The organism is Burkholderia sp. IO2 (assembly GCF_029522185.1).
Taxonomy (GTDB): Bacteria; Pseudomonadota; Gammaproteobacteria; order Burkholderiales; family Burkholderiaceae; genus Burkholderia; species Burkholderia cenocepacia.
In genome coordinates this window covers 43,268-70,061 of sequence record NZ_JAKWFH010000020.1, presented here as the reverse complement: position 1 = coordinate 70,061, position 26,794 = coordinate 43,268, and the positions used below count along the sequence as shown (strand labels likewise).

The window sequence follows — 26,794 nt, the reverse complement described above, 5'->3', positions numbered from 1 at the left end:
CCGCCCGCGCCGCTCAGCCGAACAGGCGCTGCGCGTGAATGCCGAGCCCCGTCGCGACACTCGCCAAGCGATCGCCGAACACCGGCTGCGCATCCGGAAACGCGCCGGCGAGCGCACCCGACAGGAACGCGAGCCCCGTCGAACCGCCGGTGAAATACAGCGCACCGACGTCACGCGGCGCGACGCCCGCGAGCCGCACCGTTTCGCGTGCGGCATCGACGATGCGCGCGGTATCGTCCTGGCTCGCGTCGACGAGGCGATCCGCGTCGAACGCGATCAGCAGATCCTCTTCCACGTCGTTCAGGTCGATCATCGTCTCCCCGCCCGCCGCGACACCGATCTTCGCCTCTTCCGCGCGCGCCATCAGCGCATGCCCGAGCCGCTGCTCGACCACGCTCGTGAGCCGGTCGTACTGCCGCACATCCTGGTACAGGTGCTTCATCAGCTTCAGCTCGCCGACGCGCTTGGGCGTGTAGACGGTATTGATCAGGTGCCAGGTCGCGAGATCGAAGTAGATCTTGTTCGGCAGCTCGCGCCCTTCCGGGTCGAGCGAACGGTAGCCGAACGCGGGCAGGATCGCCGCCAGCTCGACCCGCCGGTCGTAGTCGGTGCCCGCGACGTGCACGCCGTGGTGCGCCAGCACGTCGTCCTTGCGTTCGAGCCGCGCCATCCGCTGCGGGCCGACGCGCACCAGCGAGAAGTCGGACGTGCCGCCGCCGATGTCGGCGACGAGCACGAGACGCTCGGCCTGCTGGCGCGACTCGTAGTCGAACGCGGCGGCGATCGGTTCGTACTGGAAGTGAACGTCCGCGAAGCCGACCGAGCGCGCGGCCGCCTCGAGCTGATCCTGCGCGAGCCGGTCGGCGCGCGGATCGTCGTCGACGAAGAACACCGGCCGGCCGAGCACCGCGCGACCGATCGGCGCGCCCGCGCGCGCTTCGGCCTTGCGCTTCAGGTGCGTCAGGAAGCGCGCGATGATGTCGGTGTACGCGATCGCGCTGCCGTCACCGAGATCGGTCGTCGTTTCCGCGAGCGGCGAGCCGAGGATGCTCTTCATCGAGCGCATCAGCCGGCCGTCGAAACCGTCGATATAGGAGGCCAGCGCCGCCCGGCCATATTCGACCGTCTCTTCGTCGTTGTTGAAGAAGATCGCGGTGGGCAGCGTCAGGTGGTCGCCCTCGACGGGCGCGAGGCGCATGCCATCGCCGTCGGGCAGCGCCACGGCGGAATTGGACGTGCCGAAATCGATCGCGCAGTAAGTCATGGGAAATTGCCGCAGCAGGGCCGGCGCGAAAACGGAAAGGACGGGCTTTTTAACATGAAGCCCGCGGGATCACAACCGGGGCCGGCCAGCGGCGCCGCGCAACGGGCGCCCGGTGGCGACGGCGCGCGCCGTGGCGCGCCGCGAACATGCGCGGACAGGATGCGCGACGCAGCCTGCCCGCCCGCGGGATCAGGCTGCCGCGTCGAAGCTCTTCTTCCACGCACCGGCGTAGACGACTTCGCCGATCGCATGGCGCGTACGCGGCGCCTTCTCGCGATCGCGCAGCACGGGATCGAGCTTGTCGACGTTGCCGTAGTGGCCGAGCGAGATGATCGACACGATCGCGACGTCCGCCGGAATCGCGAACGCGTCGCGGAATGCCTTCGGGTCGAAACCGCTCATCTGGTGCGCGGCGAGGCCCAGCGCGTGCGCCTGCAGCACCAGCGACATCGCGGCGGCGCCGGCGTCGTACAGCGCGGTCGGCGCCGGCTCGCCCTTCGGCGTGAGCGTGTGCGCGGTGACCGCGATCAGCACCGGCGCCGGTGCATTCCAGCCCTGGTTGAACGGCACCAGCGTCGCGAATGCGCGCTTGAACGCGTCTTCGTCCTGGGTGCGATCGAATACGATGAAACGCCACGGTTGCGCGTTGTACGCGGACGGGGCCCAGCGTGCCGCTTCGAGCACCGCGTGGAGATCGCCGGCGCTGACGGGCTCATCCGAATACGCGCGCGGGCTCCAGCGGCCCGCGATCAGATCGTGAATCGAAACAGTGGTGGGAGCAGGTTTGACGGACATGCGGTTCCTCGCTGACATCGATGAAGGGGCGCGAACGCCCGGCGAACCGCAAGCATACCCGCTTGAGCGACAGCGCGCCCGATCCCGCCGCGCTATGCAAATCTGCGTGCGTGCAATGGCCGGCCGCGGCGGTGCGGCCGGCCGGTCCGCCGCGATCAGGCCGCCTGCGCGGCCGCGCGCGACGGGCCGCGGTTGATCCGCAGCACGATCAGCGCGCCGACGATGCACAACCCGCCCGAGATCATCGACGCGATCGTGTAGGTGCCGAGGCTCGCGCGCAGCAGCCCGGCGCCGAGCGCCGCGAATGCCGCGCCGAGCTGGTGGCCGGCGACGATCCAGCCGAACACGACCGGCGCCGCGGCCTTGCCGAACACGTCGGTCGCGAGCCGCACGGTGGGCGGCACGGTCGCGATCCAGTCGAGCCCGTAGAACATCGCGAACAACGGCAGCCCGAAGAAATCGATCCCGAACGCATGCGGCAGGTAGATCAGCGACAGCCCGCGCAGTCCGTAGTACCAGAACAGCAGCACGCGATTGTCGTAACGGTCCGACAACCATCCCGACAACGTCGTGCCGAACAGGTCGAACACGCCCATCGCCGCGAGCAGCGACGCGCCCTGCACCTCGGTCATCCCGTAGTCGCTGCACATCGCGATCAGGTGCGTGCCGACATAGCCGTTGGTGCTCGCACCGCAGATGAAGAAGCTGAAGAACAGCAGCCAGAAATCGCGCGAGCGGCTCGCCATCAGCAGCGTGCGGAACGCGACCGCGAGCGGATTCTCCTTCGTCGCGTCCGGCGCGGGCGGCGCATCGGCCGGCTCGCCGTACGGGCGCAGCCGCACGTCGGCCGGCCGCTCGGGCAGCAGGAACGCGACGAGCGGAATCACGATCGCGGCCGCCACCGCGACGACCAGCACGACCGGCCGCCAGCCGTGGCGCTGCGCGATCGCCGCGAGCATCGGCAGGAACACGAGCTGGCCGGTGGCCGTGCTCGCGGTCAGGATCCCCATCACGAGGCCGCGCCGCGCATGGAACCAGCGCGTGACGAAGGTCGCGGACAGCGTCAGCGCGACGACGCCCGTCGAACAGCCGACCATCAGCCCCCAGATCACGACCATCTGCCAGCTCTGCGTCATCATCGACGACAGCGCGACGCCCGCGCTCATCGTCACGAGCGCGGTGAGGATCGTCGGGCGCAGCCCGAAGCGTTGCATCGCGGCGGCCGCGAACGGGCCCGTCAGGCCGTACAGTGCGATGTTCACCGAAATCGCCAGCGAAATCGCCGCGCGGCTCCAGCCGAGCTCGCGTTCGAGCGGCACCATCAGCACGCTCGGCGTCGCGCGCGTGCCGGCAGCCGCCAGCAGGATCAGGAATACCACCGCCGCCGCGAGCCATCCGTAATGGAAGCGCCCGCCGATTCGTGTCACTGCCCAGTTCATCTTCATGTTCTCCAGTTGACGGTTCCGGTGTCGTCGCACCCGCTCCGTCCCAACCAGGCCACCTCCGCCGCGCATTTCAACATCGGCTGACCCGGGCCGACGCTTGGCATTCGTCTGTTGATCCGGCCGCGATTGTTACCGACCGGTCACAAGTGTGTTGCGATCGTAGTGACCAGTCGGTAACATGTCAAGCAATTCACCACGAAGTCGAGGGTCATCATGTCGGGCATCGAGGTCGCCAAACCGCCGGCACGGCGCACGCGCCGGCCGATCGACGGCGCCACCGCGCAGGAGCACCTGCTGCGCGCCGCCGAGGAGCTGTTTTACAAGGAAGGCGTGCGAACGGTCGGCGTCGAGGCGGTGGTGGAGCGCGCGGGCGTCAACAAGATGAGCCTGTACCGTCAGTTCTCGTCGAAGGACGAGCTGATCCTCGCGTATCTGGAACGGATGGACGCGTGCTTCTTCGAGCGGCTCGACACGAGCGCCGCGAAGCATCCGGGGCAGCCGAAGGCGCAGTTGATCCAGTACTTCGTCGATCTCGCCGAACGCGCGACGCAAAAGGACTATCGCGGCTGCCCGTTCGTCAACGTGGCCGCCGAATTCCCGGATGCGTCGCATCCGGCGCGCGAACGCGTCGCGCAGAACAAGGAACAGCTGATGAAACGGCTCGTCGCGCTGTGCGAAGGCGCCGGCGCGCGGCAGCCGAAGGCGCTCGCCGATGCGCTCGCGCTGGTGGTCGAAGGCATTTATGCGGCGAGCCAGACCTACCGGCACGGCGAAACGCCGATCGGCACCGCGCCCGCGCTCGTCACGCAGCTGATCGAAGCCGCCTGCGCGTGACGGGCCGCGCGCGTTCGTCGCCGGCGTGCCCGCTACAATGCGGCCCTCGCCGCCCCTCCGCCCGACTGGTATCACGATGACCGACACCCGCCCCGACTCGCACGACGACATTCTCGCCGCCACGCGGCACTGGCTCGCGCGCGCGGTGATCGGGCTCAACCTGTGCCCGTTCGCGAAAAGCGTCTACGTGAAGGAACAGGTGCGCTACGCGATCAGCGAAGCGACGACCCTGGAGGATGCGCTCGCCGAACTCGAAACCGAGCTGCGCTTGCTCGACGCGGCGGACCCGCAGCAGATCGATACGACGCTCGTGATCTACCCGCATGCGTTCGCCGATTTCGTCGACTACAACGATGCGCTGTTCTTCGCCGAGCGGCTCGTTCAGCAATTGCGGCTCGACGGCGTGCTGCAGATCGCGAGCTTCCATCCGCAATACCAGTTCGACGGCACCGAACCCGACGACATCGAGAACTACACGAACCGCGCGCCGTATCCGATCCTGCACCTGCTGCGCGAGGACAGCATCGCGCGCGCGGTCGACGCGTTTCCGGACGCGTCCGCGATCTACGAAAAGAATCAGGAAACGCTGCGCCGCCTCGGCCACGCAGGCTGGCGCGAATGGATGCGCCGGCCGGGCGACGACGTGTGACGCGGCGTGTCACGTGCGGCGTGCAACGTGCGGCGCGGGCGCCATGCCCGCGCACGCGCGCCGTCAGCCTTCGGCCGGCTCGACGGCGGCGTCGCTCGCCGGAGCGGCTTGCGCGACGAAGAAGCGCTCGTTCAGCTCGGCGAGCCCGAACATCCCGAGGATCTCGTTCAGCCGCTCGCCGGGGCGCCGGCGCGGCAGGTTCTTGTACTGCGCGATGATCAGCTCGTTCTTCATCGAATGCTCCCAGCCGACCAGTTCGGTCACGCTGACCTGGTAGCCGTGCGCTTCGAGCTGCAGGCAGCGCAGCACGTTGGTGATCTGGCTGCCGAATTCGCGCGTATGCAGCGGATGGCGCCACACCTCGGTCAGCGCATTCGCGAGCGACTTGCCCTTGTTCTTGCGCAGCACGCCCGCGACTTCCGCCTGGCAGCACGGCACCAGCACGATGTGCTGCGCGCGCTTCGCGAGCGCGAAGCGAATCGCGTCGTCGGTCGCCGTGTCGCACGCGTGCAGCGCGGTGACGACGTCGACCGTGTCGGGCAGTTGCGGCGACGTGATCGAATCGGCGACCGACAGGTTCAGGAACGACATGCCGCCGAACCCGAGCCGGGCGGCGAGCTCGGTCGAGCGCGTGACGAGTTCCTCGCGCGTCTCGATGCCGTACACGTGCGACGCGAACGCCGGCGTGCCGTGCCCCGGCTGCTGCTTGAAGAACAGGTCGTACAGGATGAAGCCGAGATACGACTTGCCGGCGCCGTGATCGACGAGCGTCACGTGGCCTTTGTCGGCCTGCACGCCGGCGAGCAGCGGCTCGATGAACTGGAACAGGTGATAGACCTGCTTCAGCTTGCGGCGGCTGTCCTGGTTCAGCTTCCCGTCGCGGGTGAGGATGTGCAGTTCCTTCAGCAGCTCGACGGACTGCTCCGGGCGGATTTCGTGGGTCTTGTTCGACATCGTGAAGCGCCGCCGGGCCACGGTCGGTCGACCACGGCCCGGCGGCGGAAATTCGTGAGGAATGGCGACAGTTTACCGAAAATACGCGGTCAGGCCCGGGCGCCGAGCCGCCACAGCGACGTGATCTCGGCACGACGCGCCGCATGCAGCGGATCGTCGGCGTCCGTCGACTTCGGGTGCGCGGGACGGATGTCGTCGCGGCCGAGCACGACGAGGCCGGCTTCGTCGATCCATTGCAGCAGGGTTTCACGCGGCCGCAGGCCGAGATGCTCGGCGAAATCGGACAGGATCAGCCAGCCCTCGCCGCCCGGCTCCAGATGCGCGGCCAACCCCGCGAGGAAACCGCGCAGCATGCGGCTGTCCGGATCGTAGACCGCGTATTCGATCGGCGCGCTCGGCCGGGCCGGCACCCATGGCGGGTTGCAGACCACGAGCGGCGCACGGCCGGGGGGAAACAGGTCGGCCTCGACGATATCGACGTGGCCCGCATGACCGAGCCGCGCGACGTTCTCGCGCGCGCAAGCGAGCGCACGCGGATCCTGATCGGTCGCGACGATATGCTCGACGCCGCGCGAGGCAAGTACCGCGGCCAGCACGCCGGTACCCGTGCCGATGTCGAACGCGAGCGACGTCGCCGGCAGCGGCGCGCGTGCGACGAGCTCGACGTATTCGCCGCGCACCGGCGAGAACACGCCGTAATGCGGGTGGATCGGCGCGCCGCCGAGCGCCGGGATCGGCACGCCCTTCTTGCGCCACTCATGCGCACCGACGAGCCCGAGCAGTTCGCGCAGCGACACCACCGACGGCGCGCCGCCGGGGCCGTACGCTTCCTCGCAGGCCGCGCGCACGTCGGGCGCGCGGCGCAGCGGGATCGTGTAATCGGCGTCGAGCGGGATCAGCAGCATGCCGAGCGTGCGGGCGCGCTGCGATTGCGCGAGACGATGCAGGTTGAACGCATCGACGCCGGCCGCGGCTTTCGCCTTCTTCGGCTTGCGTTCGACACGGCGCGCCATCGCCTGCACGAGCTGGCGTGCGTTCTGGAAGTCGCCCTGCCAGACGAGCGCGGTGCCCTCGCACGCGAGGCGGTAGGCCGCGTCGGCGGTCAGGCGGTCGTCGGCGGGCACCGCGCGCTTCGGCGGTTGCACGCCGGCTTCGGAGCGCCAGCGCACGGCATGATCGACGCCGTCGGCGTCGGTCCAGTGGAAAACGGGGGAATCGGTCACGCGAACTCGGTTACGGTTGGCTCAGCGGCAGCGAGAATTCGCCGCGCGGACCACACCATACCGCGCTTTGCCCGACCCGGCAAAACAGGCGCCGCGACAATCGCCCGGAAGCGTTCATCGCGGCGCAATCTCGTCAATCAGGCGAGATCGACGGTTTCCGCAATGGGTGCATCGCGCTTGACGGCCGCGATGCCGTTCTCGCGAGCCTGCACGCTGCTGTACGTCTCGCTCGTGCCGATGACCTGGTGGTTGGCCGCCTTCAGATTGAACATGGGCTCACCGTTGTGGGCGAGCTTCCGTTCGTAACGCTCGTCGAGCGGCGCGTTTTCCCGCACGGACGCGATCCCGTTCCTCGCGCCGCTTTTCTCCTCGTACCGCTCGCTCGCGAGGATGATTTCCCCGTTCGCCGACTTCAGGTGGAAGTAGTACTGGCCGTTCGTGGCCTTCTTGAGTTCGAATTTTGCCGCCATGGCGTTCCCCTAAAAAGAATGTCCGACCCTCGGACATCGGCAAGTGTAAGGGGCATGCCGACAAAAATCGACATTTCGCGGAGATAAGCATTAAAGACTGTCAAATAGTGAATTTTCAGACACATTTGGCCGACGTTGAATCCGGCCGAACGATTTAGCCGCCCCATCCCGGCATGGTCGGCAGGCGCAGCGTGCCCGCGTCGTTGAAGCGCACCGTGCCCAGCACGCTGCCGGCGAGCCGGCCACGCAACGCATACGGCAGTTCGCCGTTCGCGGCCGCGCCGGGCAGGTTCCACGCCTGCCGTGCGGCAGCGAAAGCCGACACCGACACGGGCACGTCGAGCACGGCCTCGCCGAACCGCGGCACGGTGCCCGCCCGGTCGCTGACCCCGCTCGCGAACGGCGCGCCGTTCAGGTCGAGCGCGACCGAGATGCCGTCGTAGTCGATCGGCGCATCGTTCGGATTCTGCACGCGCAACTTCAGGCTGAAGCGCATCTCGAGACCCTGCCCGACCAGCGGGTCGAGTCCGGCGACCGACACGCGCACGGGCTCGCGCGTGAGCGCCGCGCAACCGCCCAGCACGAACACGGTCGCGAACAGCAGCAGCACGGCGCGCAGCGGCGCGATACGGAACAGGGCGCATGGCATGGGGAGGCCTCCTCGTGGCGATCGGTGAACGGGTCGTCGACGCATTGTACCGACCATGCAGCCTCTCGCCGGACTTCGTAGTTTTCGTGGCGCCGGCAGATCGTTAATAGATTAAAACTACGAAATTTCCGGCTAAACGGAAAGCGCATTAATGACTTTCAGCATTCAATGAAGCACTCGGAATTCAATAGATGCTCTTTCTAAATTTTTCGTTTCCTTTACCCAAAACCATCAAGTATATTTACGCATCCTTGGAGCAAGCCGACAAACCTTGAAGCCGCATGACGGCGAATTTACGGGACGGCGACACGCTGTCCTTCCGTCCTGCGGACTGGCCCGGCCAGCCCCGTAGGTCGTCGGTTCAAAGGGATTGCGCGCCTGCGCCGGGCGTGCTGCCCCGTGTCGTGCGCGCGAAATCAATTCAGTACAACACGCGCCCGGCCATTTTGAACCGGCAAGTTAACCGACATCCGGAAATCCAGAGGGGGCAGTAAACCATGATTACCTTCACGTAGTCGGCCGCCGTCTTTTCGAATAATCCGTCATTGGCATTTTTTCGCTGTTGATTAAACGGCGAGGGGTTGCTTTTGCCGGCGTTTTCGCAGCACTGAACGATTCTTTCAACAATCGAGGTTTCAGTCATGTCGATCCATATTCGCAAGATGCGTTATCTGCCGCTCGTCGCCGCACTCGCGCTCGCCGGGTGCGGCGGCGACGACGGCGGTGCGGGCTCCGCTTCCGCGCTCAGCTCCGCCGGCGCGCCGCATACGGGCTCGTCGCCCACCGTCGCCGCGCCGCCGAGCGCATCGAACGTCGACAAGAGCGTCTCGCCCGTCGAATTGCCGGACACCGTGGTGCCCGTGAACTACCGGCTGTGGTTCCGCCCGAACGAAGCGCTGAACGCGTTCGACGGCCGCGCCGACGTCGAGATCAAGGTGCTCAAGCCGGTCAACAACATCGTGATCGCCGGCCACCGGATCAAGTTCACCAACGGCCGCATCACGCTGCAGCCGGGCAACATCCAGCTGATCGCGACGCCGCAGGACAAGGGCGACTTCTATCAGCTGCGCCCCGTGAGCGGCTCGATCTCGCCGGGCAACTATTCGCTGCACATGGAGTGGTCGGGCATCATCAACTTCAAGTCGTATGACGATCCGGTCAACCACACGGGCGGCAGCTGCGGCGACGATCCGTATCCGGGCTGCTCGGCCGCGGAAGGCGTGTTCCGCGTCGACCTGAAGGGCACCGACGGCAAGACGAGCGGCGCGATCCTGACGCAGGGCGAAACCAACCTGTCGCGCCAGTGGTTCCCCGGCTGGGACGAGCCGGCGTTCCGCCCGACCTATGAAGTGACGGCCGAAGTGCCGCAAAGCTGGCGCGTCGTGTCGAACGCGGCCGAGAAGCCGTCGACCAACGTCGGCGGCGGCTACAAGCTCGTGCAGTTTGAGAAGACCCCGCCGATGCCGTCGTACCTGCTGTTCTTCGGCGGCGGCATGTTCGACACCTACGAGGACGACTTCACGAGCCCGCTGCCGGGCGGCAAGGGCGGCCTGCACCTGCGCGTGTTCACGCCGCCGGGCATGAGCGAGTGGGCGAAGCCGGCGATGGACCGCACCAAGCAGGCGCTCGACTACTACTACCGCTACACGGGCATCCCGCTGCCGCTCACGAAGTTCGACACGGTGGCCGCGAACGATGCGTTCAAGGAGCAGAAGGACCTGAACTTCGGCGGGATGGAGAACTGGGGCTCGATCCTCGAGTTCGCCGACGACATCCTGCCGCAGCCGGGTCAGCCGATGTCGCACTACGGCAACGAAGTGCTGACGCACGAAGTGGCGCACCAGTGGTTCGGCGATCTCGTGACCACCGACTGGTGGGACAACGTGTGGCTCAACGAATCGTTCGCGACGTTCTTCGAGACGAAGACGACGATCCAGTTCTTCCCCGACGAGTTCAGCTGGCTCGACCAGGTGAAGAACAAGTATCGCGTGATCAATCGTGACATCGGCCCGAACGCATTCCCGGTCGCGCCGAACTTCAACGACTGGGCGTCGAACGACTTCGTGCTGAGCGCCAGCGCGTTCACGTACGACAAGGGCGGCCACGTGCTGAAGACGCTCGAGAACTATCTCGGCGAGCAGACGCTGCGTAAGGGCCTGCAGCAGTACCTGGTCGACTACTCGTTCGGCAACGGGACGCCGAAGCGTCTGTGGGATGCGCTGTCGAAGGAAAGCGGCCAGGCGGTCGGCCCGATCGGCGACAGCTACGTGCGCCAGACCGGCGTGCCGCTGATCTCGCTCGACACGCAATGCGACCTGACGAAGAACCAGACGGTCGTCACGCTGAAACAGCAGCCGTTCCCGAACAAGAACGCGTATCCGGGCCTGCAGTGGACGGTGCCGCTCACGCTCGCGTACGGCCAGGGTCTCGCGAAACGCACGACACTCGCGCTGAAGGACACGCAGACGCAGACGCGGATCGACGGCTGCACGGGCGTGGTCGCCGACCCGAGCGGTCTCGACTACTACGTCGTGAACTACAGCGACGCGGCCTGGAGCGGGCTGCTCACGCAGATCAACAGCTCCACCGATCCGGTGCTGCTGGCGAACCTGAAGAGCGAAGCGGCGCTGCTCGTCGCGAACAACCTCGCGCCGGCTTCGCGCTCGACGTCGATCGGTTCGGTCGCTTCGCCGGCCGCGATGAAGCTGCGCCAGACGCCGAGCTTCAGCGGCATCGAACCGGTGACGAAGCAACGCCCGGCCCTGCAATACCAGGGCATCTTCAAGCCGCGCAAGGTAGTCACGCAGTAACGGTGCGCGTCCGGCCGGTGCCGCGCGACCCGCGGCGCCGGCCGGCGTACCGGTTTCTCCGACCTGTTGACGGGCCTCGCATGCGAGGCCCTTTTTTCATGGGGCGCGGCGTTCGCCCGTCGTCACGCCCACGCGGCGTCCCACGCCGGCTGCGCGAACCACGTGGCGAGGAACGCGACGAGCCGCGACGTGCGCGCACTGCCGCGCGCCTGCTGACGCAGCACGTGGATCGTCGCCGGCTCGGGCGCCGCCGCGTACTGCGGCAGCAGCGCGCGCAACCGTCCGTCGCGCAGCGCGTCCGCCGCGAGCCAGGTCGGCAGGTGCGCGAGACCGAGCCCGTCGATGGCCGCCTCGAGCAACGCTTCCGAATGATTGCTGCGAAACCGCGGCTGCGCCGGCACGTGACGGCGCTCGCCGAAGCGCCACGCGCCGGGCGGCGGCGCGCCATGCCATGCGAGACAGTCATGGCCGGCGAGCGCGTCGGGCGATGCGGGCTCGCCGCGCCGGGCGAGGTAGGCCGCGCTCGCGCACAGCACGCGCCGCTGCGGCGCCAGCACCGTCGCGACGAAACGCGTGTCCTCGAGCGGGCCGATGCGCACCGCGAGATCGACGTCGGAGCCGAGCCGCGCGCCCTGCAGGTCGACCATGCTGTCGGTCAGCACGAGGTCGACCTGCAGCGCCGGATAGCGCTGCATGAACGCGGCCAGCGCGGCCATCAGGTGCCGCCGGCCGAAGGGCGCCGGACAGTCGACGCGCAGCAGCCCGCCCGGTTCGTCGTGCTGGCTGTGCAGGTCTTCCTGCAATCCGCGCAGCTCGGCCAGCATCCGGGTCGCGCGCCCGTACAGCAGTTGCCCGGCCTCGGTCGGCCGCAGCGCGTGCGTGGTGCGATGCAGGAGACGGATGCCGAGCTGCGTCTCGAGCCGGTCGATGCGCCGCGTGACCGACGACGCGGCGACGCCGAGCCGGCGCGCGGCCGCCGAGAAGCTCTGCTGGTCGACCACGTCGACGAACAGCGCGAGGTGCGGGGAAAGGAAGTCGTCCATTCGTGAGCCTGTGGATGGGCTATGCGGAATACGCAAAACAATCATCCGCCTTTGCACGTTTCCGCGTCAAACCGGGCCCACTAGACTGCATTCACCGGTTTCATCCGCCGCACGCGCCGGCCCGCCGGGCCGGGCAGCCGCCATCGTTCACGGAGATCATCATGCGCAGCATCCGCTTCGACAGCCCCGCCGCCGACATCGAGTCGCTCGACGCGCGGGTCCGGGACATCGCCCCGCCCGTACCGGCCGACGGCCAGATGCTGATCGAGGTGCGCGCGGCCGGCGTGAACCCGAGCGACGTGAAGGCCGCGCTCGGCCGCATGCCGCATGCGGTGTGGCCGCGCACGCCGGGGCGCGACTGGGCCGGCATCGTGCGCAGCGGCCCCGACAACTGGATCGGCGCGCCGGTGTGGGGCTCGGGTGGCGATCTCGGCGTCGGGCGCGACGGTTCGCATGCGGAATGGCTCGTACTGGACGCCGCGCACGTGCGCCGCAAGCCGGGCGTGCTGACGCTCGACGAGGCGGCCGGCGTGGGCGTGCCGTTCGTCACCGCGTACGAAGGCCTGCGCCGGGCCGGCATGCCGACGGCCGACGACGTCGTGCTCGTGTTCGGCGCGCACGGCAAGGTCGGTCAGGCCGCGATCCAGCTCGCCACCGCACGCGGCGCGACCGTGATCGGCGTCGAGCGCGGGCCCGGCGCCTATCGCGGCCATGCGTCGGGCGACGTCCCCATGATCGACGCATCGAGCCGGACGGTGGCCGACGCGGTACGCGAGTTGACCGGCGGCCACGGCGCGGACATCGTCTACAACACGGTCGGCAGCCCGTATTTCGAAGCGGCGAACGCGTCGATGGCGATCGGCGCGCGACAGATCTTCATCTCGACGATCGAGCGCAGCGTGCCGTTCGACATCTTCGCGTTCTATCGCGGCCAGCACACGTTCGTGGGCATCGATTCGCTGCAGCTCGGCGCGGCCGCGGTCGCGCAGATCCTCGATACGCTCGCGCCCGGCTTCGGCAACGGCACGCTGCGCCCGTTCCCGATCGGTGACGACTACGTGTACCCGCTCGAGCGTGCGCACGACGCGTATCGCGCGGTGCTGGCCGGCGCGCGCGAGCGCGTCATCCTCAAGCCCTGACACCGGCCCCACGGGAGACCGCCATGATGGATTACGTGACCTCGCTCGCGGTGGGCGTCGGTGTCGGCGTGTTGTACGCGCTGCTGCACGTGCGCTCGTCGGCCCCGCCGCTCGTTGCGCTCGTCGGCCTGCTCGGGATGGTGATCGGCGAACGCGCGATCGCGCTGCTGCGTTGATGCGTCGATGCAACGCCCGATGCCGCGCTAACGATCGTCGCGGCGCCGGAACGCCCACCACGCGGCCAGCGCGGTGAAGCCGGCAACGAGCAGCACCATCAGCCAGAAGCCGTGCTTGTTCTCCGAGAACGGCACGCCGCCGACGTTCATCCCGAAGAAGCCGGCGACGATGTTGATCGGCAGCGCGATCACGGTGACGAGCGTCAGCGTGAACAGCGTCCGGTTGTTCTGCTCGTCGAGGCGCGAACCGATCTCTTCCTGCAGCAGCTTGATGCGCTCGTTGAGCCCCGCCAGATCGGCGAGCACCAGCGAGAATTCCTCGGTCGACTCGCGCAGCTCCTGAACGTCTTCCGTGTGCAGCCACGCGGGCGGCTTCGCGAGCAGCCGGAAGATCGACCCGGGCTCCGGCGCGAGCATGCGCTGCAGGCGCGTCAGCGTGCGGCGCATCGCACCGAGTTCGATGCGGCTCGACGTGAGCCGCTGCGACAGGAAGCGATCCTCGATGCGGTCGACGTCGATGCTCGTGCGCCGCATGATCTGGATCAGCAGGTCGGCCTGGTCGCGCAACAGGTGCACGAGCAGTTCCGCGGGCGAGCGGAACTGCTCGCCGTCGCGCACGCATGCGCGCAGCGTGTCGACCGAGCGCAGCGGCTTGAGCCGCGCGGTCACCATGATGCGCCGCTCGACGTGGACGAACAGCGTCGCGATCTCCGACGGCGTCAGTTCGAGGTTGAACATCACGTCGTTGACGATCGCGCGCAACGCGCCGTCTTCCTGCTCGATGCGCGTCGAGCGCGAGCCTTCGTGCAGGAATTCGAAGAAGCTGTCGGGCAACCCGAGATGCGTGCGCATCCAGCGCTCGCTCGCGCCGTGCGCGAGATTGAAATGCAGCCAGACGAAATCGCCCGATGCGGCCGCGCCGTGCTCGCGGCACGTGCGCAGCCACGCGGCGGCCGCGTCGGCATCGAGCAGCGCGCCGGCGCCGCCCGGATCGAAGCGGAATCCGCACACCATGCCGGAGGTATCGGCGCCGTAAGTCTGTACGATCAGGTCCATCGTGTCGAAGGGGGTGCGGCACGCGGCGCGCCGCACATCGCGGGTCGCGGGCCCGCGCCGGGTAAGGAAAGGAGACGTATGCCCGACGGGCGTGACGCGCGCGTGACAGTGTCACGCGACATCATACCGGCAGCTTCTCCTGCCCCAAAAACAACGCGCCGCCCGATGGGCGGCGCTGACCGGAAAGACCTCGTGACGGGCGCGGCACGCGTTACTGCCGCGTCTCCGACTGCGCGGCGCTCGGGCACGCGGGGTCCTTGCCCCAGTGGCCGTCGCACACGCGCCAGCGACACAGCTGATCCTCGAAGAAACCGCGCTCCGAACACTCCTTCACGCGCGACGCCAGCGAGCCGCCGGTGGTTGCCGCCGTCTTGGTCGGCACGGCCTGCCCCTTCTGCGCGGCGAGTTTCTTGTCGGCCGGCTTCGTGCGCGCGACGAGCGCCGCGAGCAGATCGGCATCCGGATCGTCCTTCCCGGCCGCCTTCGCGGTTCGGGTGGACGTCGCTTCGCGGCGCTTCTTCGCCTGCGCGAGCTCGGCCTGCTGTTCCTTGCGATGCTTGCGGGCTTCGGCCTTCGTGTCGACCTTCGCCTCGGTTTTCGTGTCGGTCTTGCCGTGAGCCGCGACCTTCGTGCTCTTCGACGCGTCGGCCTTCGCGGTCTTGGACGTCGCCGCTGCGGCGGCCGCAGTGGCGGCGACGCCGGCCGCGGCCGCCCCGCCCGAGCCCTCTTCGGCGCCGTTGGCAAGCGCGCGCGACAGCCGGCTGTTGTCCGCCGCGGAGGCGGCGGAAGCCGATGCGGATGCAACGGCCTGGGACGCCGAATCGTCGTTGACGATCGTGGCCGGTTGCACGGCCGACGCAGCGGACGCGCCGTTCTGCGCGACCTGCGCGGCGGCGCCGCTGGCCGGCGCGGCCTTGTCCGGCGCAGCCGCCGCGGGTGCCGTCGCGGCCGCGACGACCGCGGGCTGCTCGCCCGACGACTGCTGCATGCGCCACGCGCCCCAGCCGCCGACGGCCACGACCAACGCCACGACCGCGGCGATCGGCGCCTTCAGCGAACGGCGCGGCGGCTCGGCGGGCGGCGTGACACGCCCTTCCAGATCCGCGAGAATGCGCGACTGCCGTGGCCCTCCCTCGCCCGCCGGTTTAGTATCGGACAGCAGGCTGGGCGGAGTTTTCGAATTTGAATTTTCCGGCGCACTCATTCAGCGTCTCATTGAATCCTGGTTTAATTCACCGCGATAATATAGCCCGGCCTCTCGAAGCAGCCTGATTCTAAGAGCAAGCATTGCAAAACACAATCAATTCCAATTTCCGGGGATATCGTTGATTGCCGTCGCACTCGTCGCCTATTTCGCCCTTGCCGTCGCCGTTGCGGCACTGTTGCTTTTACCGGGTATCCGCGCGACCGTTTTCGAATCCGTTGCCCAGTTTCACGGCCGTCTTACCCGCCGTGCGAACGATCGCGCCGCGCGCACGCGGAGTCAGATTGTTAAATCGGCAAGCGTTACGCGCGGCGCATTAAACGATGTGCAAAATTTACTGGTTCGGCGGCGCTTGATGATTATGGTATCGGCAGGTATTCTTGCGACGCCGCCATTGGTCGCCATTGCGTTACGCGGCCGGCAATTGTTCCAGTACGACGACACGGCGCGCGTGCCCGACGAGAAGATCGCCGCGCTGCTGCAGGGCGAGCAACTCGTGCCGCCCCCGCCGCTGCCGCCGGAAGTCTTCGCCACCAAGGAAGTCGAACAGGTCCGCCCGGCGCTGAAGGATGCGAGCCGCGACTGGAACCTGCTGGATCCGGATTTCCGTACGCGTTTGCTGCTGGTCTACAAGATCATGCACGAACAGCACGGTTATGAAATGGCGTTGCTGGAAGGTTACCGGAGCCCGGAACGGCAGAACCGGCTGGCGCAGATGGGCAGCAACGTGACCAACGCGGCAGCCTTCCAGAGTTATCACCAATTCGGGCTGGCGGCCGATAACGCATTCCTGCGCGACGGCAAGCTGGTCATTTCCGAGAAAGATCCGTGGGCGATGCGCGGCTACCAGTTGTACGGCCAGGTCGCCGAACAAGTCGGCCTGATCTGGGGCGGCCGATGGAAAATGATGGATCTCGGGCACGTGGAATACCATAAACCCGGTTTTAAACTGGGACGCGGCAGCTAGCCAGGGCTGCCGGACAGGAAATAATGAGGGCGGCATGGGGCTTTTTAATATCCCGGCAGGAAACGATATGGGCGACGCAGAAAATCGGGCATTCCGGTGCGCGATTTTTTCCGGCCGCCGCTTCCGTTTTAAATCTCACAGCGTCCTTTCGTTAATGCGCGCGCCTTCTCCGATGCCGCGGGCGCATTGATGCCAGCCCCCTTCATCCCGTTTGACAGCATGGCGACACATCGCGGCGCCACCCTTGCCGCTCGACGCGCCTGCGTCGCCTCACCGAATCGCACCGGAACCTGAACGTCCTATGCAACGCATCCTCAACGTGCTGACTCATCCGCGTACGCTCTCGATCGTCGGGATCGTCGCGCTAGCGGCCATTCTGTTCATCGTCGCCGACATGTTGCAGCTGCCGCTCCTGTGGGCGGCGACCGCGTTCGCGGCGATCCTCGCGCTGTGGCTCGTGGTCGCGCTGTGGCGCCGCTGGCGCGTGAAGCGTGCGAACCAGCAGCTCGGCCAGGTGCTGGAAGAGCAGGCGGAAACCGGCAAGATCGCCGCGCCGGCCGCTGCCGCGCTCGCACCGGACGCGAAGACCGCCGACCTCGACGTGCTGCGCACGCGCCTGTCGGATGCGGTGAAGACGATCAAGACGTCGAAGATCGGCCAGGTGTCGGGCGGCTCCGCGCTGTACGAACTGCCGTGGTACATCGTGATTGGCAACCCGGCCGCGGGCAAGAGCAGCGCCGTGCTCAATTCCGGCCTGCAGTTCCCGTTCGCGGACAAGAACAGCGCCGTGATCCACGGCATCGGCGGTACGCGCAACTGCGACTGGTTCTTCACGACCGAAGGGATCCTGCTCGACACGGCCGGCCGCTATTCGGTGCACGAGGAAGACCGCAGCGAGTGGCTCGGCTTCCTCGGGCTGCTCAAGCGCTACCGTCCGAAGGCGCCGATCAACGGCATCATCGTCACGGCCAGCATCGCCGAACTCACCGGCAATCGCCCCGAATTCGCGATCAACCTCGCGAAGAACCTCCGTCAGCGCGTTCAGGAGCTGACGGAAAAGCTGGAAGTGTTCGCGCCGGTCTACGTGATGTTCACGAAGGCCGACCTGATCACCGGCTTCACCGAATTCTTCAGCAGCAGCGACAAGCACGAGTACGACCGCGTGTGGGGCGCCACCCTGCCCTACGAGCCCGACGACAAGCGCGACGTCGTCGCGCAGTTCGACACGCACTTCGAGGAACTCTACGAAGGGCTGAAGGAAATCAGCGTCGCGCAACTGTCGCTGTCGCGCGGCAACCAGCTGTCGCCGGGCCAGTTGAGCTTCCCGCTCGAATTCTCGACGATCAAGCCGTCGCTGCGCGCGTTCCTCGCGACGCTGTTCGAGAACAACCCGTTCCAGTACAAGCCGATCTTCCGCGGCTTCTACTTCACCAGCGCGCTGCAGGAAGGCGAAACCAACAGCGCGGCCGCGCAGCGCATCGCGCACCGCTTCGGCCTCGACGGGAATGCGCTGCCGAAACCGCACAGTGCGTTCTCGAAGAACGGCTTCTTCCTGCGTGACCTGTTCTCGAAGGTGATCTTCGCGGACCGCCAGACGGTGCGCCAGTTCGCGAGCCCGACCAAGACGCGGCTGCGCTACGCGACCTTCTTCGGCTTCGTCGCGGCGCTCGCGCTCGCGCTGGGCGGCTGGACCTGGTCGACGATCGGCAACCAGCAGCTGGTCGCGAACGTGCAGGCCGACCTCGACAACGTCACGCGCCTGCAGCAGGGCCGCAACGACCTGCAGTCGCGCCTGCAGGCGATGGACATCCTCGAGGACCGGATCGAGCAGCTCGAACAGTTCCGCCGCGACAAGCCGATGTCGGTGTCGCTCGGCCTGTACCAGGGCGACCGGCTCGAGCAGCATCTGCTGACCGAGTACTACAACGGCGTGCGCCAGATCCTGCTCGCGCCGGTCTCGCAAAACCTCGCGTCGTTCATGAAGGACGTGAACGCGCACCCCGAGCAGCTCGTGCCGATGACGCGCCCGCCCGAATCGGGCGCCGTGCAGGGCGGCACGATACCGGTCTCGACGAACGCGGCAGGCGCCGCCCCGCAGGCGGGCGCCGCGCCGGCCGCGTCCGGCACCGCGCCGGCCACCGCACCGCAACAGGCGGCCGCCCCGCAAGGCGGCCTCTACAGCGACGCGTCGCCAACCAACGTGCAGGATGCGTACAACGCGCTCAAGACGTACCTGATGCTGTCCGACAAGCGTCACGTCGAACAGGCGCACCTGACCGACCAGCTCGCCCGCTTCTGGCGCGGCTGGCTCGAGACGAATCGCGGCAACATGCCGCGCGACGAGATGATCCGGAGCGCCGAGCGGATGATCTCGTTCTACCTGTCCCGCGTGAACGACAACGACTGGCCGATGATCGACGCGAACCTCGCGCTCGTCGACCAGACGCGCGAGAACCTGCGCCGCGTGGTGCGCGGCATGCCGGCCCGCCAGCGCGTCTACGAGGAAATCAAGGCCCGCGCGTCGACCCGCTTCGCGCCGATGACCATCGCACGCATCGTCGGCGACGGCAACCAGGGGCTCGTGGCAGGCAGCTACGCGATTCCGGGCACGTTCACGCGTGAAGCGTGGTTCGACTACGTGCAGCCGGCGATCCGCGATGCGGCGACCAAGGAGCTGCAGGCGAAGGACTGGGTGCTCAACACGTCGACGCAGGACGACCTGACGCTCGAGGGCAGCCCCGAGCAGATCCAGAAGACGCTCGTCGGCATGTACAAGACCGAGTACGCGCAGCACTGGCAGAAGTTCATGCAGGGCATCGCGGTACAGGGCTTCACCAGCTTCGGCCAGGCCGTCGACGGGATGAACCGCCTCGGCGACCCGCAGGATTCGCCGATCCGCAAGATCCTCGAGACCGCGTACGACCAGACGTCGTGGGACAACCCGTCGCTCGCGAACGTGACGATCAAGAAGGCGCAGACGGGCGTCGTGAACTGGGTCAAGCAGCTGTTCTCGCGCTCGCAGGCCGGCCAGGTGGCGGCAGCCAACATCGACATCAACGGCAATCCGGCCGAGGTGCCGATGGGTCCGATCGGCCAGGAGTTCGTCGGGCTCGCGCGGATCGTCGCGACGCACGACGGCACGTCGATGCTGAAGGGCTACATGGAGTCGCTGTCGAAGGTCCGCACGCGCTTCAACGTGATCAAGAACCAGGGCGACCCGGGGCCGGGCGCGCGCCAGCTGATGCAGCAGACGCTCGACGGCAGCGGTTCGGAACTCGCCGATTCGCTGAAGCTCGTCGACGAGCAGATGCTGACGGGCCTGACCGATTCGCAACGCAAGTCGCTGCGTCCGCTGCTGGTGCGGCCGCTGATGCAGGCGTTCGCGGTCGTGATCCAGCCGGCCAGCGCCGAAGTCAACAAGGTGTGGAACGCGCAGGTCTACCAGCCGTTCCAGAGCTCGCTCGCGACGAAGTACCCGTTCGCCGCGAACGCGAAGGTCGAGGCCGGCGCCGGCGAGATCGCGCAGGTGTTCGGTCCGGACGGCTCGATCGCGAAGTTCGTCGGCACGACGCTCGGGCCGCTCGCGGTGCGCCGCGGCGACACGCTCGCCGCCCGCACGTGGGGCGACATGGGCATCGGACTCACGCCGGACTTCACCAACGGCTTCGCCCGCTGGGTCGCGCCGCTCGCCGGCGGCGCGGCCGGCAGCGCAGCCGCGTCGGCCGAGCCGCAGACCGTGTTCCAGATCCTGCCGCAACCGAGCACGGGCACGACGGAATACACGATCGCGATCGACGGCCAGCAGCTGCGCTACCGCAACACGCCGCCGCAGTGGACCAACTTCGTGTGGCCGAACCCGCAGGGTTCGCCGGGCGCGACGCTGTCCGCGACGACCTTCGACGGCCGCACGGTGCAGCTCGTCAACGAGCCGGGCCGCTACGGTCTCGAGAAGCTGATCAACTCGGCGCAGCGCAAGCGCCGTCCGGATGGCACCTTCGACCTGACGTGGGCACAGGGCAGCGTGAACGTGTCGGTGACGATGCGCATCATCAGCACGTCGCAACCGTCGGCCGGTGGCGGCGACCAGCCGCAGCAGCAAAGCCTGCGCGGCCTGCAGCTGCCGTCGTCGGTCGCCGACGCGAGCGCGGGCGCCGCGCAGAACGCGACGCAAGCCGGCACCGGCACGCCGGGCGCCGCGCCGGCGGTCGCGGCCGCCAACGCAACGAATGCACAGAGGGCGCAATGACGCAAACCGTACAGGCGCAAATCGCCTACTTCGGCAAGATTCCGTCGCGCGGCGACTTCGTGAAGAGCGCGCACAATCCGCAACTGCTGCAGACGCTCGATCGCTGGATCGCGCAGGCGCTGGAGCTGCTCGCGGAAGATCCGCGCTGGAAGATCGTCTACGAGGATGCGAAGCCGATGCATTTCGCGTTTCTCGGCTCGCGCAGCAAGCTCGCGATCGCGGGCCACATGGTCGCGAGTCACGACGTGTCGATGCGCCGCTTCCCGTTCCTCGGCGCCACCGCGCTGGAGGTCGACCGGCCGGTCGCGTTCCTCGCGCGCAGCCCGCTCGCGTTCGCGCGGCTGTGGTCGCGCGTCGCCGCGCAGATCCCGCCGCTGCTCGGCAAGGACGAGCCGCCCGGCGCGCTGCAGGCGCTCGGCGACACGCAGGTGCCGATCGACATCGGCGGCCCCGGCACGTCGCATGACGGCACCTTCAACGATTTCGTCGAACACCAGACGCTGCACGGCCTGCAGGAGATGCTGCTCGAAAGCGGTCATCCGGTGCGGCTGCGCGGCGCGATGCTCGCGCTCGGCTCGCTGCTGCGGCCGGTGATGCAGAGCGGTTCGTCGCACATCGAACGCGGCCTCACGCTGCCGCTGCCGGTCGATCCGTTCTACCGCAGCCTCGTCGCCGCGTTCTGGCTCGAGCTGATCGCGCCGTTCGTCGCGCAGGCCGACTTCGAGCTCGCGATCTTCATCGGCACGATCGCCGAACGCGAACGGCTCGTCATCGGCTTCAACGGCGCGTCGGCGAAGACGCTGCTGAGCGTCGTCGACCCGCAGACCTACGCCGCCCACAACATCGACATCGACGATCCCGAGTGGATCGACGCCCATGCGCAAAACGATCACCAGATCAGCAAGCTCGTCAGCTACCTCGACCAACCGCAACTCTCGCTGCGCGTCGCCATCGACGCGTTCCGCGAAGCGTTCATCGGAGGCTGACCGCATGCATCGCACGATTCAGGTCCGGCGCGCACGCTTGTCGGCCGCCGTCTCGCCCGCCCTCGCCGCGCTGTTCGCGGCCGGCCTCGTCGCGAGCGGCGCGGCCTTCGCGCAGAACACCGGTGCGACCGTCACGCCGGTCGGCAACGGCACGGTCGCGACGACCGCGCTGCCGCAGGCCAACCCCAACGCCGGCGGCGCGTCCGGCACGGTGGTGCACGGCACCGCCGGCACGCTCACGCCGCCGCCCGCGAACGCGGCGCCCGGCCAGGTGGTGGTCGGCGGCAAGGTGCCCGACGAGGCGACCAAGGCCGCCGTGCTGCAGAAGCTGCGCGATACCTACGGCGCGACGAACGTCGTCGACCAGATCGAGGTGGGCGACGTCGCGACGCCGCCGAACTGGAGCGCGAACGTGCAGAAACTGCTCGGCGCGCAGCTCAAGCAGATCAGCAAGGGCCAGTTGAAGATCAACGGCACGCAGATCGAGATGAAGGGCGAGGTGCACAACGAGGCGCAGCGCCAGCAGCTCGCGAGCGACATGGCGAACACGCTGAACCCGACGTACACGATCAAGAACGGGCTGCGCGTGTCGGCGTCCGAGCAGGGCGTGCTCGACCAGACGCTCGCGAACCGGACGATCGAGTTCGAGACCGGCAGCGCGACGCTGACGCCGCAGGGCAAGTTGATCCTCGACCAGATGGCGGCCGCGCTCGCGAAGATGCAGAACCGCACGGTCGACATCATCGGCCACACCGACAACTCGGGGAACCGGACGTCGAACATCGCGCTGAGCCAGGCGCGCGCGGATGCGGTGAAGGGCTACCTGATCACGAAGAGCATTCCGCCGCAGCAGATGACGACGACGGGCGTCGGGCCGGATCAGCCGATCGCGCCGAACGATACGGCCGACGGGCGGGCGCGGAACCGGCGGATCGAATTCCGCGTCGGGCAGTAACGGGACCTCGACCGGCCGCCGTCTCCATGACGGAGCGCGGCGGCGGCACGGCATACGACGGGCGGCGGCAGCGATGCACCGCCCGTCTTGCGTTTACGACTGCTCGTCGGGCCGCACGCCCAGCAGTTCGCGAATATGCGACAGCGAGCCGTCGTCCTTCACGACGCTCTCGAGCCACTTGTGCAGCGGCATGTCGGCCCATTCGGCCGCCTTGTCGGCGAGATACGCGACTGGGCTGTGCGGCTCGGTCTGACGGAAATAGCGCGCCACCGCACGCAACTGGTCGACGGCCTGCGCACGGTTCTGGATGCCGGCGATCGTCTGCGTCACCGGAGGACGCGAAGCGGTCTGCTGCTGCACGTGAGTCTCCTCGGTCTGGATCGGTTGGCCGAACACCGGCTCGATGCGCTCGGGCTGGGCCTGCTGCGCCGCCTGCGTGTGCGGCGCGCTGCCGGTATAGCCCTGTTCGCGCGCGAAGCGCTCGGCGAGCCGGTACACGGTCTCGAACGCGTCGCGCGCCTGCCGGAAGCTCGGCGCCGAATCGCCCGCGCGCTCGACGAGCCGCTCCTCGAACGCATCGAGCGCGAATTCGAACGCCTTCAGGTTCGCCAGCAGCGCCGTGTAGAACGCGATCGACGTCACGCGCCGCGACGCGTCGATCTGCTCGATCGACGGCTTGCCGCGCGCGATGTCGTCCGCATGCTCGGGGTCGCGCTTGATCGACTGCGCGACGTGCTGCGCGACTTCCCAGTCGAGCGTGCTGAACGCATTCGATGCACCGTCGGTCAGCGGCACCGCGCGCAGCAGCTCGGCCGTGCGACCGGACAGCCATGCGACGTTGCCGAGCCGGTGCTCGATGTCGTCGTCCTCGGGCAGCGGGTGGAAGGTGTCCCAGAACTCGCGGCACAGACCCTCGAGCAGCGCATAGCCTTCGGTGAGGCCGGTGATGCCGTCCTCGAGCGCGAGCGCCTCGGTCAGCCACACGGCAAGCCGCAGGTCCTTCGTGCGCGTGCGCAGCAGCTCGCCCGCATGGTCGACGACGAAGCCCCAGTCGGCCTCCTTGATCTCGGTCACCCATTCGCCCTGGTCGAGCGTCGGGTCGTCGTAGCGCCGCGCGTCCTGGATCGCGTCGAATTCGTTCGAGAACAGCAGGTCGTCGCCGCTGGGCGACGCCTCGCTGATCGGCGTCAGCAGCTCGGGGAGATTGATCGGCATGGTTCAGTGAATCCGTTGATGCATGAGATGTCGCGTGCGGGGACTCATTCGACGGTGTACGCGAATTCGCCGGCCTCGTCCGCGCGCACCGCGATGCGCGCGATGGCCGCGCCGTCGGCGATCCGGCCCAGCACGTGGCCCGCGATCTCCGGCAGCAGCGTGCCGTTCAGGATGTGGTCGACGTTGCGGGCGCCCGAGTCGACCTCGGTGCAGCGCGCGAGCACCGCGTCGACGAGCGACTCGTCCCACTCGAACGCGGCCTTGTGGTTCGCTTCGATCCGGCGGCGGATGCGTTCGAGCTTCAGCTCGATGATCTCGGCCAGCACGTCGTCGGAAATCGGGTAGTACGGCACGACCTTCATCCGGCCGAGGAACGCCGGCTTGAAGGTCTTGTACAACTGCGGACGCAGCGTCTCGGCGAGCGTGTCCGGGTCGGGCAGTTCCTCGGCCGGCTTGTTCAGGCACGCCTGCATCACCGCGGCCGAGCCGACGTTCGAGGTCAGGATGATCAGCGTGTTGCGAAAGTCGATCTCGCGCCCTTCCGCATCGTCCATCGTGCCCTTGTCGAACACCTGGAAGAACATTTCGAGCACGTCGGGGTGCGCCTTCTCGACTTCGTCGAGCAGCACGACGGAATACGGGTTGCGGCGCACGGCCTCGGTCAGCACGCCGCCTTCGCCGTAACCGACGTAGCCCGGCGGCGAGCCCTTCAGGCCCGACACGCTGTGCGCTTCCTGGTACTCGCTCATGTTGATCGTGACCATCTTGCGCTCGCCGCCGTACAGGATGTCGGCCAGCGCCAGCGCCGTCTCGGTCTTGCCGACCCCCGACGGCCCGACGAACATGAACACGCCGCGCGGCTTGTTCGGATCCTCGAGGTTCGCGGTCGCGGTGCGCACGCGCTGCGCGATCGCCTCCAGCGCATGGTCCTGGCCGATCACGCGCGCGGTCAGCAGCGGCTGCAGGTTCAGCACGGTGTCGATCTCGTCCTTCACCATCCGGCCGAGCGGAATGCCGGTCCACGCGGCGACGATCTCGGCGACCACGTGGCCGTCGACCTGCAGCGGCACCATCGGCTCGCCCCCTTGCAGCGCGTGCAGCGCCGCGACGCGCTCCGCGAGCTTGTCGCGGGTGGCCTGCACGTCGACCGGCTGGCCGTCTTCCGACGGGCCGCGTGCGCGGTCGAGCGCATCGCGCAGCTCGGTGATCTCGGCGACGATCACGCGCTCGGCTTCGTAGCGTTCCTCGTCCTTTGCCAGTTGTTCGAGCGCCGTGTCGCGCGCGCCGCGCAGCTCGCCAAGCCGCTCGTCGTGCGCCGCGCCGCCCGCCGCCTCGCGCTCGAGCGACGCGATTTCCGCATCGATGCGCTCGATGCGCTTCTTGGTGTCGTCGATCGCCGCCGGTGTCGCGCTGTGCGCGAGCGCGACCTTCGCGCATGCGGTGTCGAGCACGCTGATCGCCTTGTCCGGCAGCTGACGGCCGCTGATGTAGCGATGCGACAGGCGCACGGCCTCGGTGATCGCATCGTCGAGGATCCGCACGTTGAAGTGCTTCGCCATCAGGCCCGACATCCCGCGCAGCATCGCGGCCGCGAGCGGCTCGCTCGGCTCCTCGACCTTCACGACCTGGAAGCGCCGCGCGAGCGCCGCATCCTTCTCGAAATACTTCTTGTATTCGCTCCACGTCGTCGCGGCGATCGTGCGCAGCTCGCCGCGCGCGAGCGCCGGCTTCAGCAGGTTCGCCGCGTCGTTCTGGCCGGCCTGGCCGCCCGCGCCGATGATCGTGTGCGCCTCGTCGATGAACAGGATGATCGGATGCGCGCTCTTCTTCACCTCGTCGATCACGCTCTTCAGCCGGTTCTCGAACTCGCCCTTCACGCTCGCGCCGGCCTGCAGCAGCCCCATGTCGAGCACGTGCAGCGCGACGCCGCGCAACGGCGGCGGCACGTCGTCGGCCGCGATCCGCAGCGCGAGCCCTTCGACGACCGCCGTTTTGCCGACGCCGGCCTCGCCGGTCATGATCGGGTTGTTCTGGCGACGGCGCATCAGGATGTCGATCGCCTGGCGGATCTCCGCTTCGCGGCCGATCACCGGATCGATCTTGCCGTCGCGGGCGCGCTGCGTGAGGTTGGTCGTGTACGTGTCGAGCGCGGGCGTCTTCGACGGGCCGGCCGCGGGTGCCATGCCGTCGGCGGCGGGCGCGACGTCGCTGCCCTCGTCGTCCGTCTGGCGCGGCTCGGCTTCGCTCGAACCGGCCATGATTTCGTCGAACTTGTGCTTCAGGTCCGTCACGTTCATTTCCGCGAAGCGCGACGACATCCGTTGCGCGAACTGCGCGAGATCCGGCGCGGTCAGCAGCGCGAGCAGCAGGTGACCCGACCGGATGCGGCCGAGCTGCGAATCGAGCGACGCGATCAGCCACGCCTGCTCGAACAGCGCGATCAGGTGCACGGAGAACACCGGCGTGCGCGTGTTGCCGGTCTTCAGGCGCGTGAGCTCGCGTTCGAGATCGGCGTGCAGCGCATGCGGATCGACGCGGCTCGCGCGCAACGCGAGCGGCAGGTCGCCCGTCGCCTCGTCGAGCAACGCGAGGAACAGGTGTTCCAGATCGACCTCGTAGTGGCCGCGCGCCAGGCACGCGCTCGCCGCCCGCTCGGTCGCGTGGCGGCACAGCGGGTTCAGTTTCGTGATCAGGGTCTTCAGAGGCGTGCTCAT

The 26,794-nt window shown here is 67.9% G+C and carries 22 protein-coding genes; 9 read left to right on the top strand and 13 right to left on the bottom strand.

The genetic code is table 11. The annotated features are described in order from the left end of the window. Window positions 1–13 precede the first annotated feature (13 nt). The 3 genes from MMB92_RS15170 to MMB92_RS15160 form a co-directional block, all read right to left on the bottom strand. Window positions 14–1,264 (bottom strand): Hsp70 family protein, encoded by a 1,251-nt coding sequence (locus MMB92_RS15170; protein ID WP_006494125.1) that lies wholly within the window; start codon window positions 1,262–1,264, stop codon window positions 14–16. Window positions 1,265–1,453: 189 nt separating this feature from the next. Next, window positions 1,454–2,059, bottom strand: coding sequence for a nitroreductase family protein (locus MMB92_RS15165; RefSeq protein WP_006482064.1), 606 nt, complete (start codon window positions 2,057–2,059; stop codon window positions 1,454–1,456). Between the two features lie 155 nt (window positions 2,060–2,214). Further along, the gene (locus MMB92_RS15160) at window positions 2,215–3,498 is read right to left on the bottom strand and encodes an MFS transporter (protein WP_012492315.1); all 1,284 of its coding nucleotides are present in this window, start codon (window positions 3,496–3,498) and stop codon (window positions 2,215–2,217) included. Between the two features lie 219 nt (window positions 3,499–3,717). Between MMB92_RS15160 and MMB92_RS15155 the strand changes: the two genes are divergently transcribed. Together MMB92_RS15155 and MMB92_RS15150 are read left to right on the top strand one after the other, a co-directional pair. After that, window positions 3,718–4,338 (top strand): TetR/AcrR family transcriptional regulator, encoded by a 621-nt coding sequence (locus tag MMB92_RS15155; RefSeq protein WP_006481919.1) that lies wholly within the window; start codon window positions 3,718–3,720, stop codon window positions 4,336–4,338. A 76-nt stretch (window positions 4,339–4,414) separates the two neighbouring features. After that, complete coding sequence (locus MMB92_RS15150; protein WP_060263506.1) at window positions 4,415–4,987, top strand: DUF1415 domain-containing protein; 573 nt, start codon at window positions 4,415–4,417, stop codon at window positions 4,985–4,987. A 63-nt stretch (window positions 4,988–5,050) separates the two neighbouring features. Here MMB92_RS15150 and MMB92_RS15145 read toward each other — a convergent pair whose 3' ends face one another. From MMB92_RS15145 to MMB92_RS15125, 5 genes are all read right to left on the bottom strand, one after another. Further along, window positions 5,051–5,941, bottom strand: a complete 891-nt coding sequence (locus MMB92_RS15145) for an SAM-dependent methyltransferase (protein ID WP_034201872.1) — start codon at window positions 5,939–5,941, stop codon at window positions 5,051–5,053. A gap of 89 nt (window positions 5,942–6,030) precedes the next feature. Further along, window positions 6,031–7,164, bottom strand: coding sequence for a class I SAM-dependent methyltransferase (locus MMB92_RS15140; protein ID WP_006494412.1), 1,134 nt, complete (start codon window positions 7,162–7,164; stop codon window positions 6,031–6,033). A gap of 137 nt (window positions 7,165–7,301) precedes the next feature. Further along, window positions 7,302–7,634, bottom strand: coding sequence for a YegP family protein (locus MMB92_RS15135; RefSeq protein WP_034201067.1), 333 nt, complete (start codon window positions 7,632–7,634; stop codon window positions 7,302–7,304). Window positions 7,635–7,788: 154 nt separating this feature from the next. Further along, window positions 7,789–8,283 (bottom strand): LEA type 2 family protein, encoded by a 495-nt coding sequence (locus MMB92_RS15130; protein ID WP_060263508.1) that lies wholly within the window; start codon window positions 8,281–8,283, stop codon window positions 7,789–7,791. Between the two features lie 421 nt (window positions 8,284–8,704). Then, complete coding sequence (locus MMB92_RS15125; protein ID WP_154641260.1) at window positions 8,705–8,926, bottom strand: hypothetical protein; 222 nt, start codon at window positions 8,924–8,926, stop codon at window positions 8,705–8,707. Between MMB92_RS15125 and MMB92_RS15120 the strand changes: the two genes are divergently transcribed. Continuing rightward, the gene (locus tag MMB92_RS15120; protein WP_277562759.1) at window positions 8,925–11,093 is read left to right on the top strand and encodes a M1 family metallopeptidase; all 2,169 of its coding nucleotides are present in this window, start codon (window positions 8,925–8,927) and stop codon (window positions 11,091–11,093) included. The genes MMB92_RS15125 and MMB92_RS15120 overlap by 2 nt on opposite strands. 122 nt (window positions 11,094–11,215) lie before the next feature. Here the strand turns inward: MMB92_RS15120 and MMB92_RS15115 are convergent, their stop codons facing one another. Further along, complete coding sequence (locus MMB92_RS15115) at window positions 11,216–12,136, bottom strand: LysR family transcriptional regulator (protein ID WP_006481915.1); 921 nt, start codon at window positions 12,134–12,136, stop codon at window positions 11,216–11,218. Between the two features lie 161 nt (window positions 12,137–12,297). On the opposite strand from MMB92_RS15115, the gene MMB92_RS15110 reads away from it, so the two are divergent. Both MMB92_RS15110 and MMB92_RS15105 read left to right on the top strand, forming a co-directional pair. Beyond that, window positions 12,298–13,275 carry a zinc-binding alcohol dehydrogenase family protein gene (locus tag MMB92_RS15110; protein WP_277562758.1) on the top strand — a complete coding sequence of 326 codons (978 nt, stop codon included), beginning with the start codon at window positions 12,298–12,300 and terminating at the stop codon, window positions 13,273–13,275. A 23-nt stretch (window positions 13,276–13,298) separates the two neighbouring features. Beyond that, complete coding sequence (locus MMB92_RS15105; protein ID WP_277562757.1) at window positions 13,299–13,451, top strand: DUF1427 family protein; 153 nt, start codon at window positions 13,299–13,301, stop codon at window positions 13,449–13,451. Between the two features lie 27 nt (window positions 13,452–13,478). On the opposite strand, the gene MMB92_RS15100 is transcribed toward MMB92_RS15105, so the two are convergent. Together MMB92_RS15100 and MMB92_RS15095 are read right to left on the bottom strand one after the other, a co-directional pair. After that, entirely contained in the window at window positions 13,479–14,507 is a 1,029-nt protein-coding gene (locus MMB92_RS15100) for a transporter (protein ID WP_006481924.1), read from the bottom strand. Between the two features lie 211 nt (window positions 14,508–14,718). Next, window positions 14,719–15,711 carry a hypothetical protein gene (locus tag MMB92_RS15095; protein WP_012492311.1) on the bottom strand — a complete coding sequence of 331 codons (993 nt, stop codon included), beginning with the start codon at window positions 15,709–15,711 and terminating at the stop codon, window positions 14,719–14,721. Window positions 15,712–15,832: 121 nt separating this feature from the next. On the opposite strand from MMB92_RS15095, the gene MMB92_RS15090 reads away from it, so the two are divergent. The 4 genes from MMB92_RS15090 to MMB92_RS15075 all read left to right on the top strand — a co-directional run bounded on the left by MMB92_RS15090 (window position 15,833) and on the right by MMB92_RS15075 (window position 22,865). Beyond that, window positions 15,833–16,678 (top strand): M15 family metallopeptidase, encoded by an 846-nt coding sequence (locus tag MMB92_RS15090; RefSeq protein WP_277562756.1) that lies wholly within the window; start codon window positions 15,833–15,835, stop codon window positions 16,676–16,678. A gap of 301 nt (window positions 16,679–16,979) precedes the next feature. Beyond that, window positions 16,980–20,924 (top strand): type VI secretion system membrane subunit TssM, encoded by a 3,945-nt coding sequence (gene tssM, locus MMB92_RS15085; protein WP_034201072.1) that lies wholly within the window; start codon window positions 16,980–16,982, stop codon window positions 20,922–20,924. Further along, a complete protein-coding gene (gene tagF / locus MMB92_RS15080) occupies window positions 20,921–21,910 on the top strand; it encodes a type VI secretion system-associated protein TagF (RefSeq protein ID WP_006483243.1) in 990 nt (329 codons plus the stop codon). The genes tssM and tagF overlap by 4 nt, the downstream gene beginning before the upstream one ends. 4 nt (window positions 21,911–21,914) lie before the next feature. Next, window positions 21,915–22,865 carry an OmpA family protein gene (locus MMB92_RS15075; RefSeq protein ID WP_006494417.1) on the top strand — a complete coding sequence of 317 codons (951 nt, stop codon included), beginning with the start codon at window positions 21,915–21,917 and terminating at the stop codon, window positions 22,863–22,865. A gap of 93 nt (window positions 22,866–22,958) precedes the next feature. Here MMB92_RS15075 and tssA read toward each other — a convergent pair whose 3' ends face one another. Together tssA and tssH are read right to left on the bottom strand one after the other, a co-directional pair. After that, window positions 22,959–24,080 carry a type VI secretion system protein TssA gene (gene tssA / locus MMB92_RS15070; RefSeq protein WP_006494418.1) on the bottom strand — a complete coding sequence of 374 codons (1,122 nt, stop codon included), beginning with the start codon at window positions 24,078–24,080 and terminating at the stop codon, window positions 22,959–22,961. A gap of 44 nt (window positions 24,081–24,124) precedes the next feature. Then, on the bottom strand, window positions 24,125–26,794 hold the full coding sequence (gene tssH, locus MMB92_RS15065; RefSeq protein WP_277562755.1) for a type VI secretion system ATPase TssH: 2,670 nt from the start codon (window positions 26,792–26,794) through the stop codon (window positions 24,125–24,127).

What these genes read in the sequence shown, in the direction of transcription:
- MMB92_RS15125 (WP_154641260.1), bottom strand. Translation starts at nt 8,926, where the DNA reads ATGACTGAAACCTCGATTGTTGAAAGAATCGTTCAGTGCTGCGAAAAC.
- MMB92_RS15100 (WP_006481924.1), bottom strand. Translation starts at nt 14,507, where the DNA reads ATGGACCTGATCGTACAGACTTACGGCGCCGATACCTCCGGCATGGTG.
- MMB92_RS15150 (WP_060263506.1), top strand. Translation starts at nt 4,415, where the DNA reads ATGACCGACACCCGCCCCGACTCGCACGACGACATTCTCGCCGCCACG.
- MMB92_RS15135 (WP_034201067.1), bottom strand. Translation starts at nt 7,634, where the DNA reads ATGGCGGCAAAATTCGAACTCAAGAAGGCCACGAACGGCCAGTACTAC.
- tagF (WP_006483243.1), top strand. Translation starts at nt 20,921, where the DNA reads ATGACGCAAACCGTACAGGCGCAAATCGCCTACTTCGGCAAGATTCCG.
- tssA (WP_006494418.1), bottom strand. Translation starts at nt 24,080, where the DNA reads ATGCCGATCAATCTCCCCGAGCTGCTGACGCCGATCAGCGAGGCGTCG.
- MMB92_RS15165 (WP_006482064.1), bottom strand. Translation starts at nt 2,059, where the DNA reads ATGTCCGTCAAACCTGCTCCCACCACTGTTTCGATTCACGATCTGATC.
- MMB92_RS15120 (WP_277562759.1), top strand. Translation starts at nt 8,925, where the DNA reads ATGTCGATCCATATTCGCAAGATGCGTTATCTGCCGCTCGTCGCCGCA.
- tssH (WP_277562755.1), bottom strand. Translation starts at nt 26,794, where the DNA reads ATGAGCACGCCTCTGAAGACCCTGATCACGAAACTGAACCCGCTGTGC.
- MMB92_RS15115 (WP_006481915.1), bottom strand. Translation starts at nt 12,136, where the DNA reads ATGGACGACTTCCTTTCCCCGCACCTCGCGCTGTTCGTCGACGTGGTC.
- MMB92_RS15110 (WP_277562758.1), top strand. Translation starts at nt 12,298, where the DNA reads ATGCGCAGCATCCGCTTCGACAGCCCCGCCGCCGACATCGAGTCGCTC.
- MMB92_RS15170 (WP_006494125.1), bottom strand. Translation starts at nt 1,264, where the DNA reads ATGACTTACTGCGCGATCGATTTCGGCACGTCCAATTCCGCCGTGGCG.
- MMB92_RS15075 (WP_006494417.1), top strand. Translation starts at nt 21,915, where the DNA reads ATGCATCGCACGATTCAGGTCCGGCGCGCACGCTTGTCGGCCGCCGTC.
- tssM (WP_034201072.1), top strand. Translation starts at nt 16,980, where the DNA reads ATGCAACGCATCCTCAACGTGCTGACTCATCCGCGTACGCTCTCGATC.
- MMB92_RS15105 (WP_277562757.1), top strand. Translation starts at nt 13,299, where the DNA reads ATGATGGATTACGTGACCTCGCTCGCGGTGGGCGTCGGTGTCGGCGTG.
- MMB92_RS15095 (WP_012492311.1), bottom strand. Translation starts at nt 15,711, where the DNA reads ATGAGTGCGCCGGAAAATTCAAATTCGAAAACTCCGCCCAGCCTGCTG.
- MMB92_RS15160 (WP_012492315.1), bottom strand. Translation starts at nt 3,498, where the DNA reads ATGAACTGGGCAGTGACACGAATCGGCGGGCGCTTCCATTACGGATGG.
- MMB92_RS15155 (WP_006481919.1), top strand. Translation starts at nt 3,718, where the DNA reads ATGTCGGGCATCGAGGTCGCCAAACCGCCGGCACGGCGCACGCGCCGG.
- MMB92_RS15145 (WP_034201872.1), bottom strand. Translation starts at nt 5,941, where the DNA reads ATGTCGAACAAGACCCACGAAATCCGCCCGGAGCAGTCCGTCGAGCTG.
- MMB92_RS15130 (WP_060263508.1), bottom strand. Translation starts at nt 8,283, where the DNA reads ATGCCATGCGCCCTGTTCCGTATCGCGCCGCTGCGCGCCGTGCTGCTG.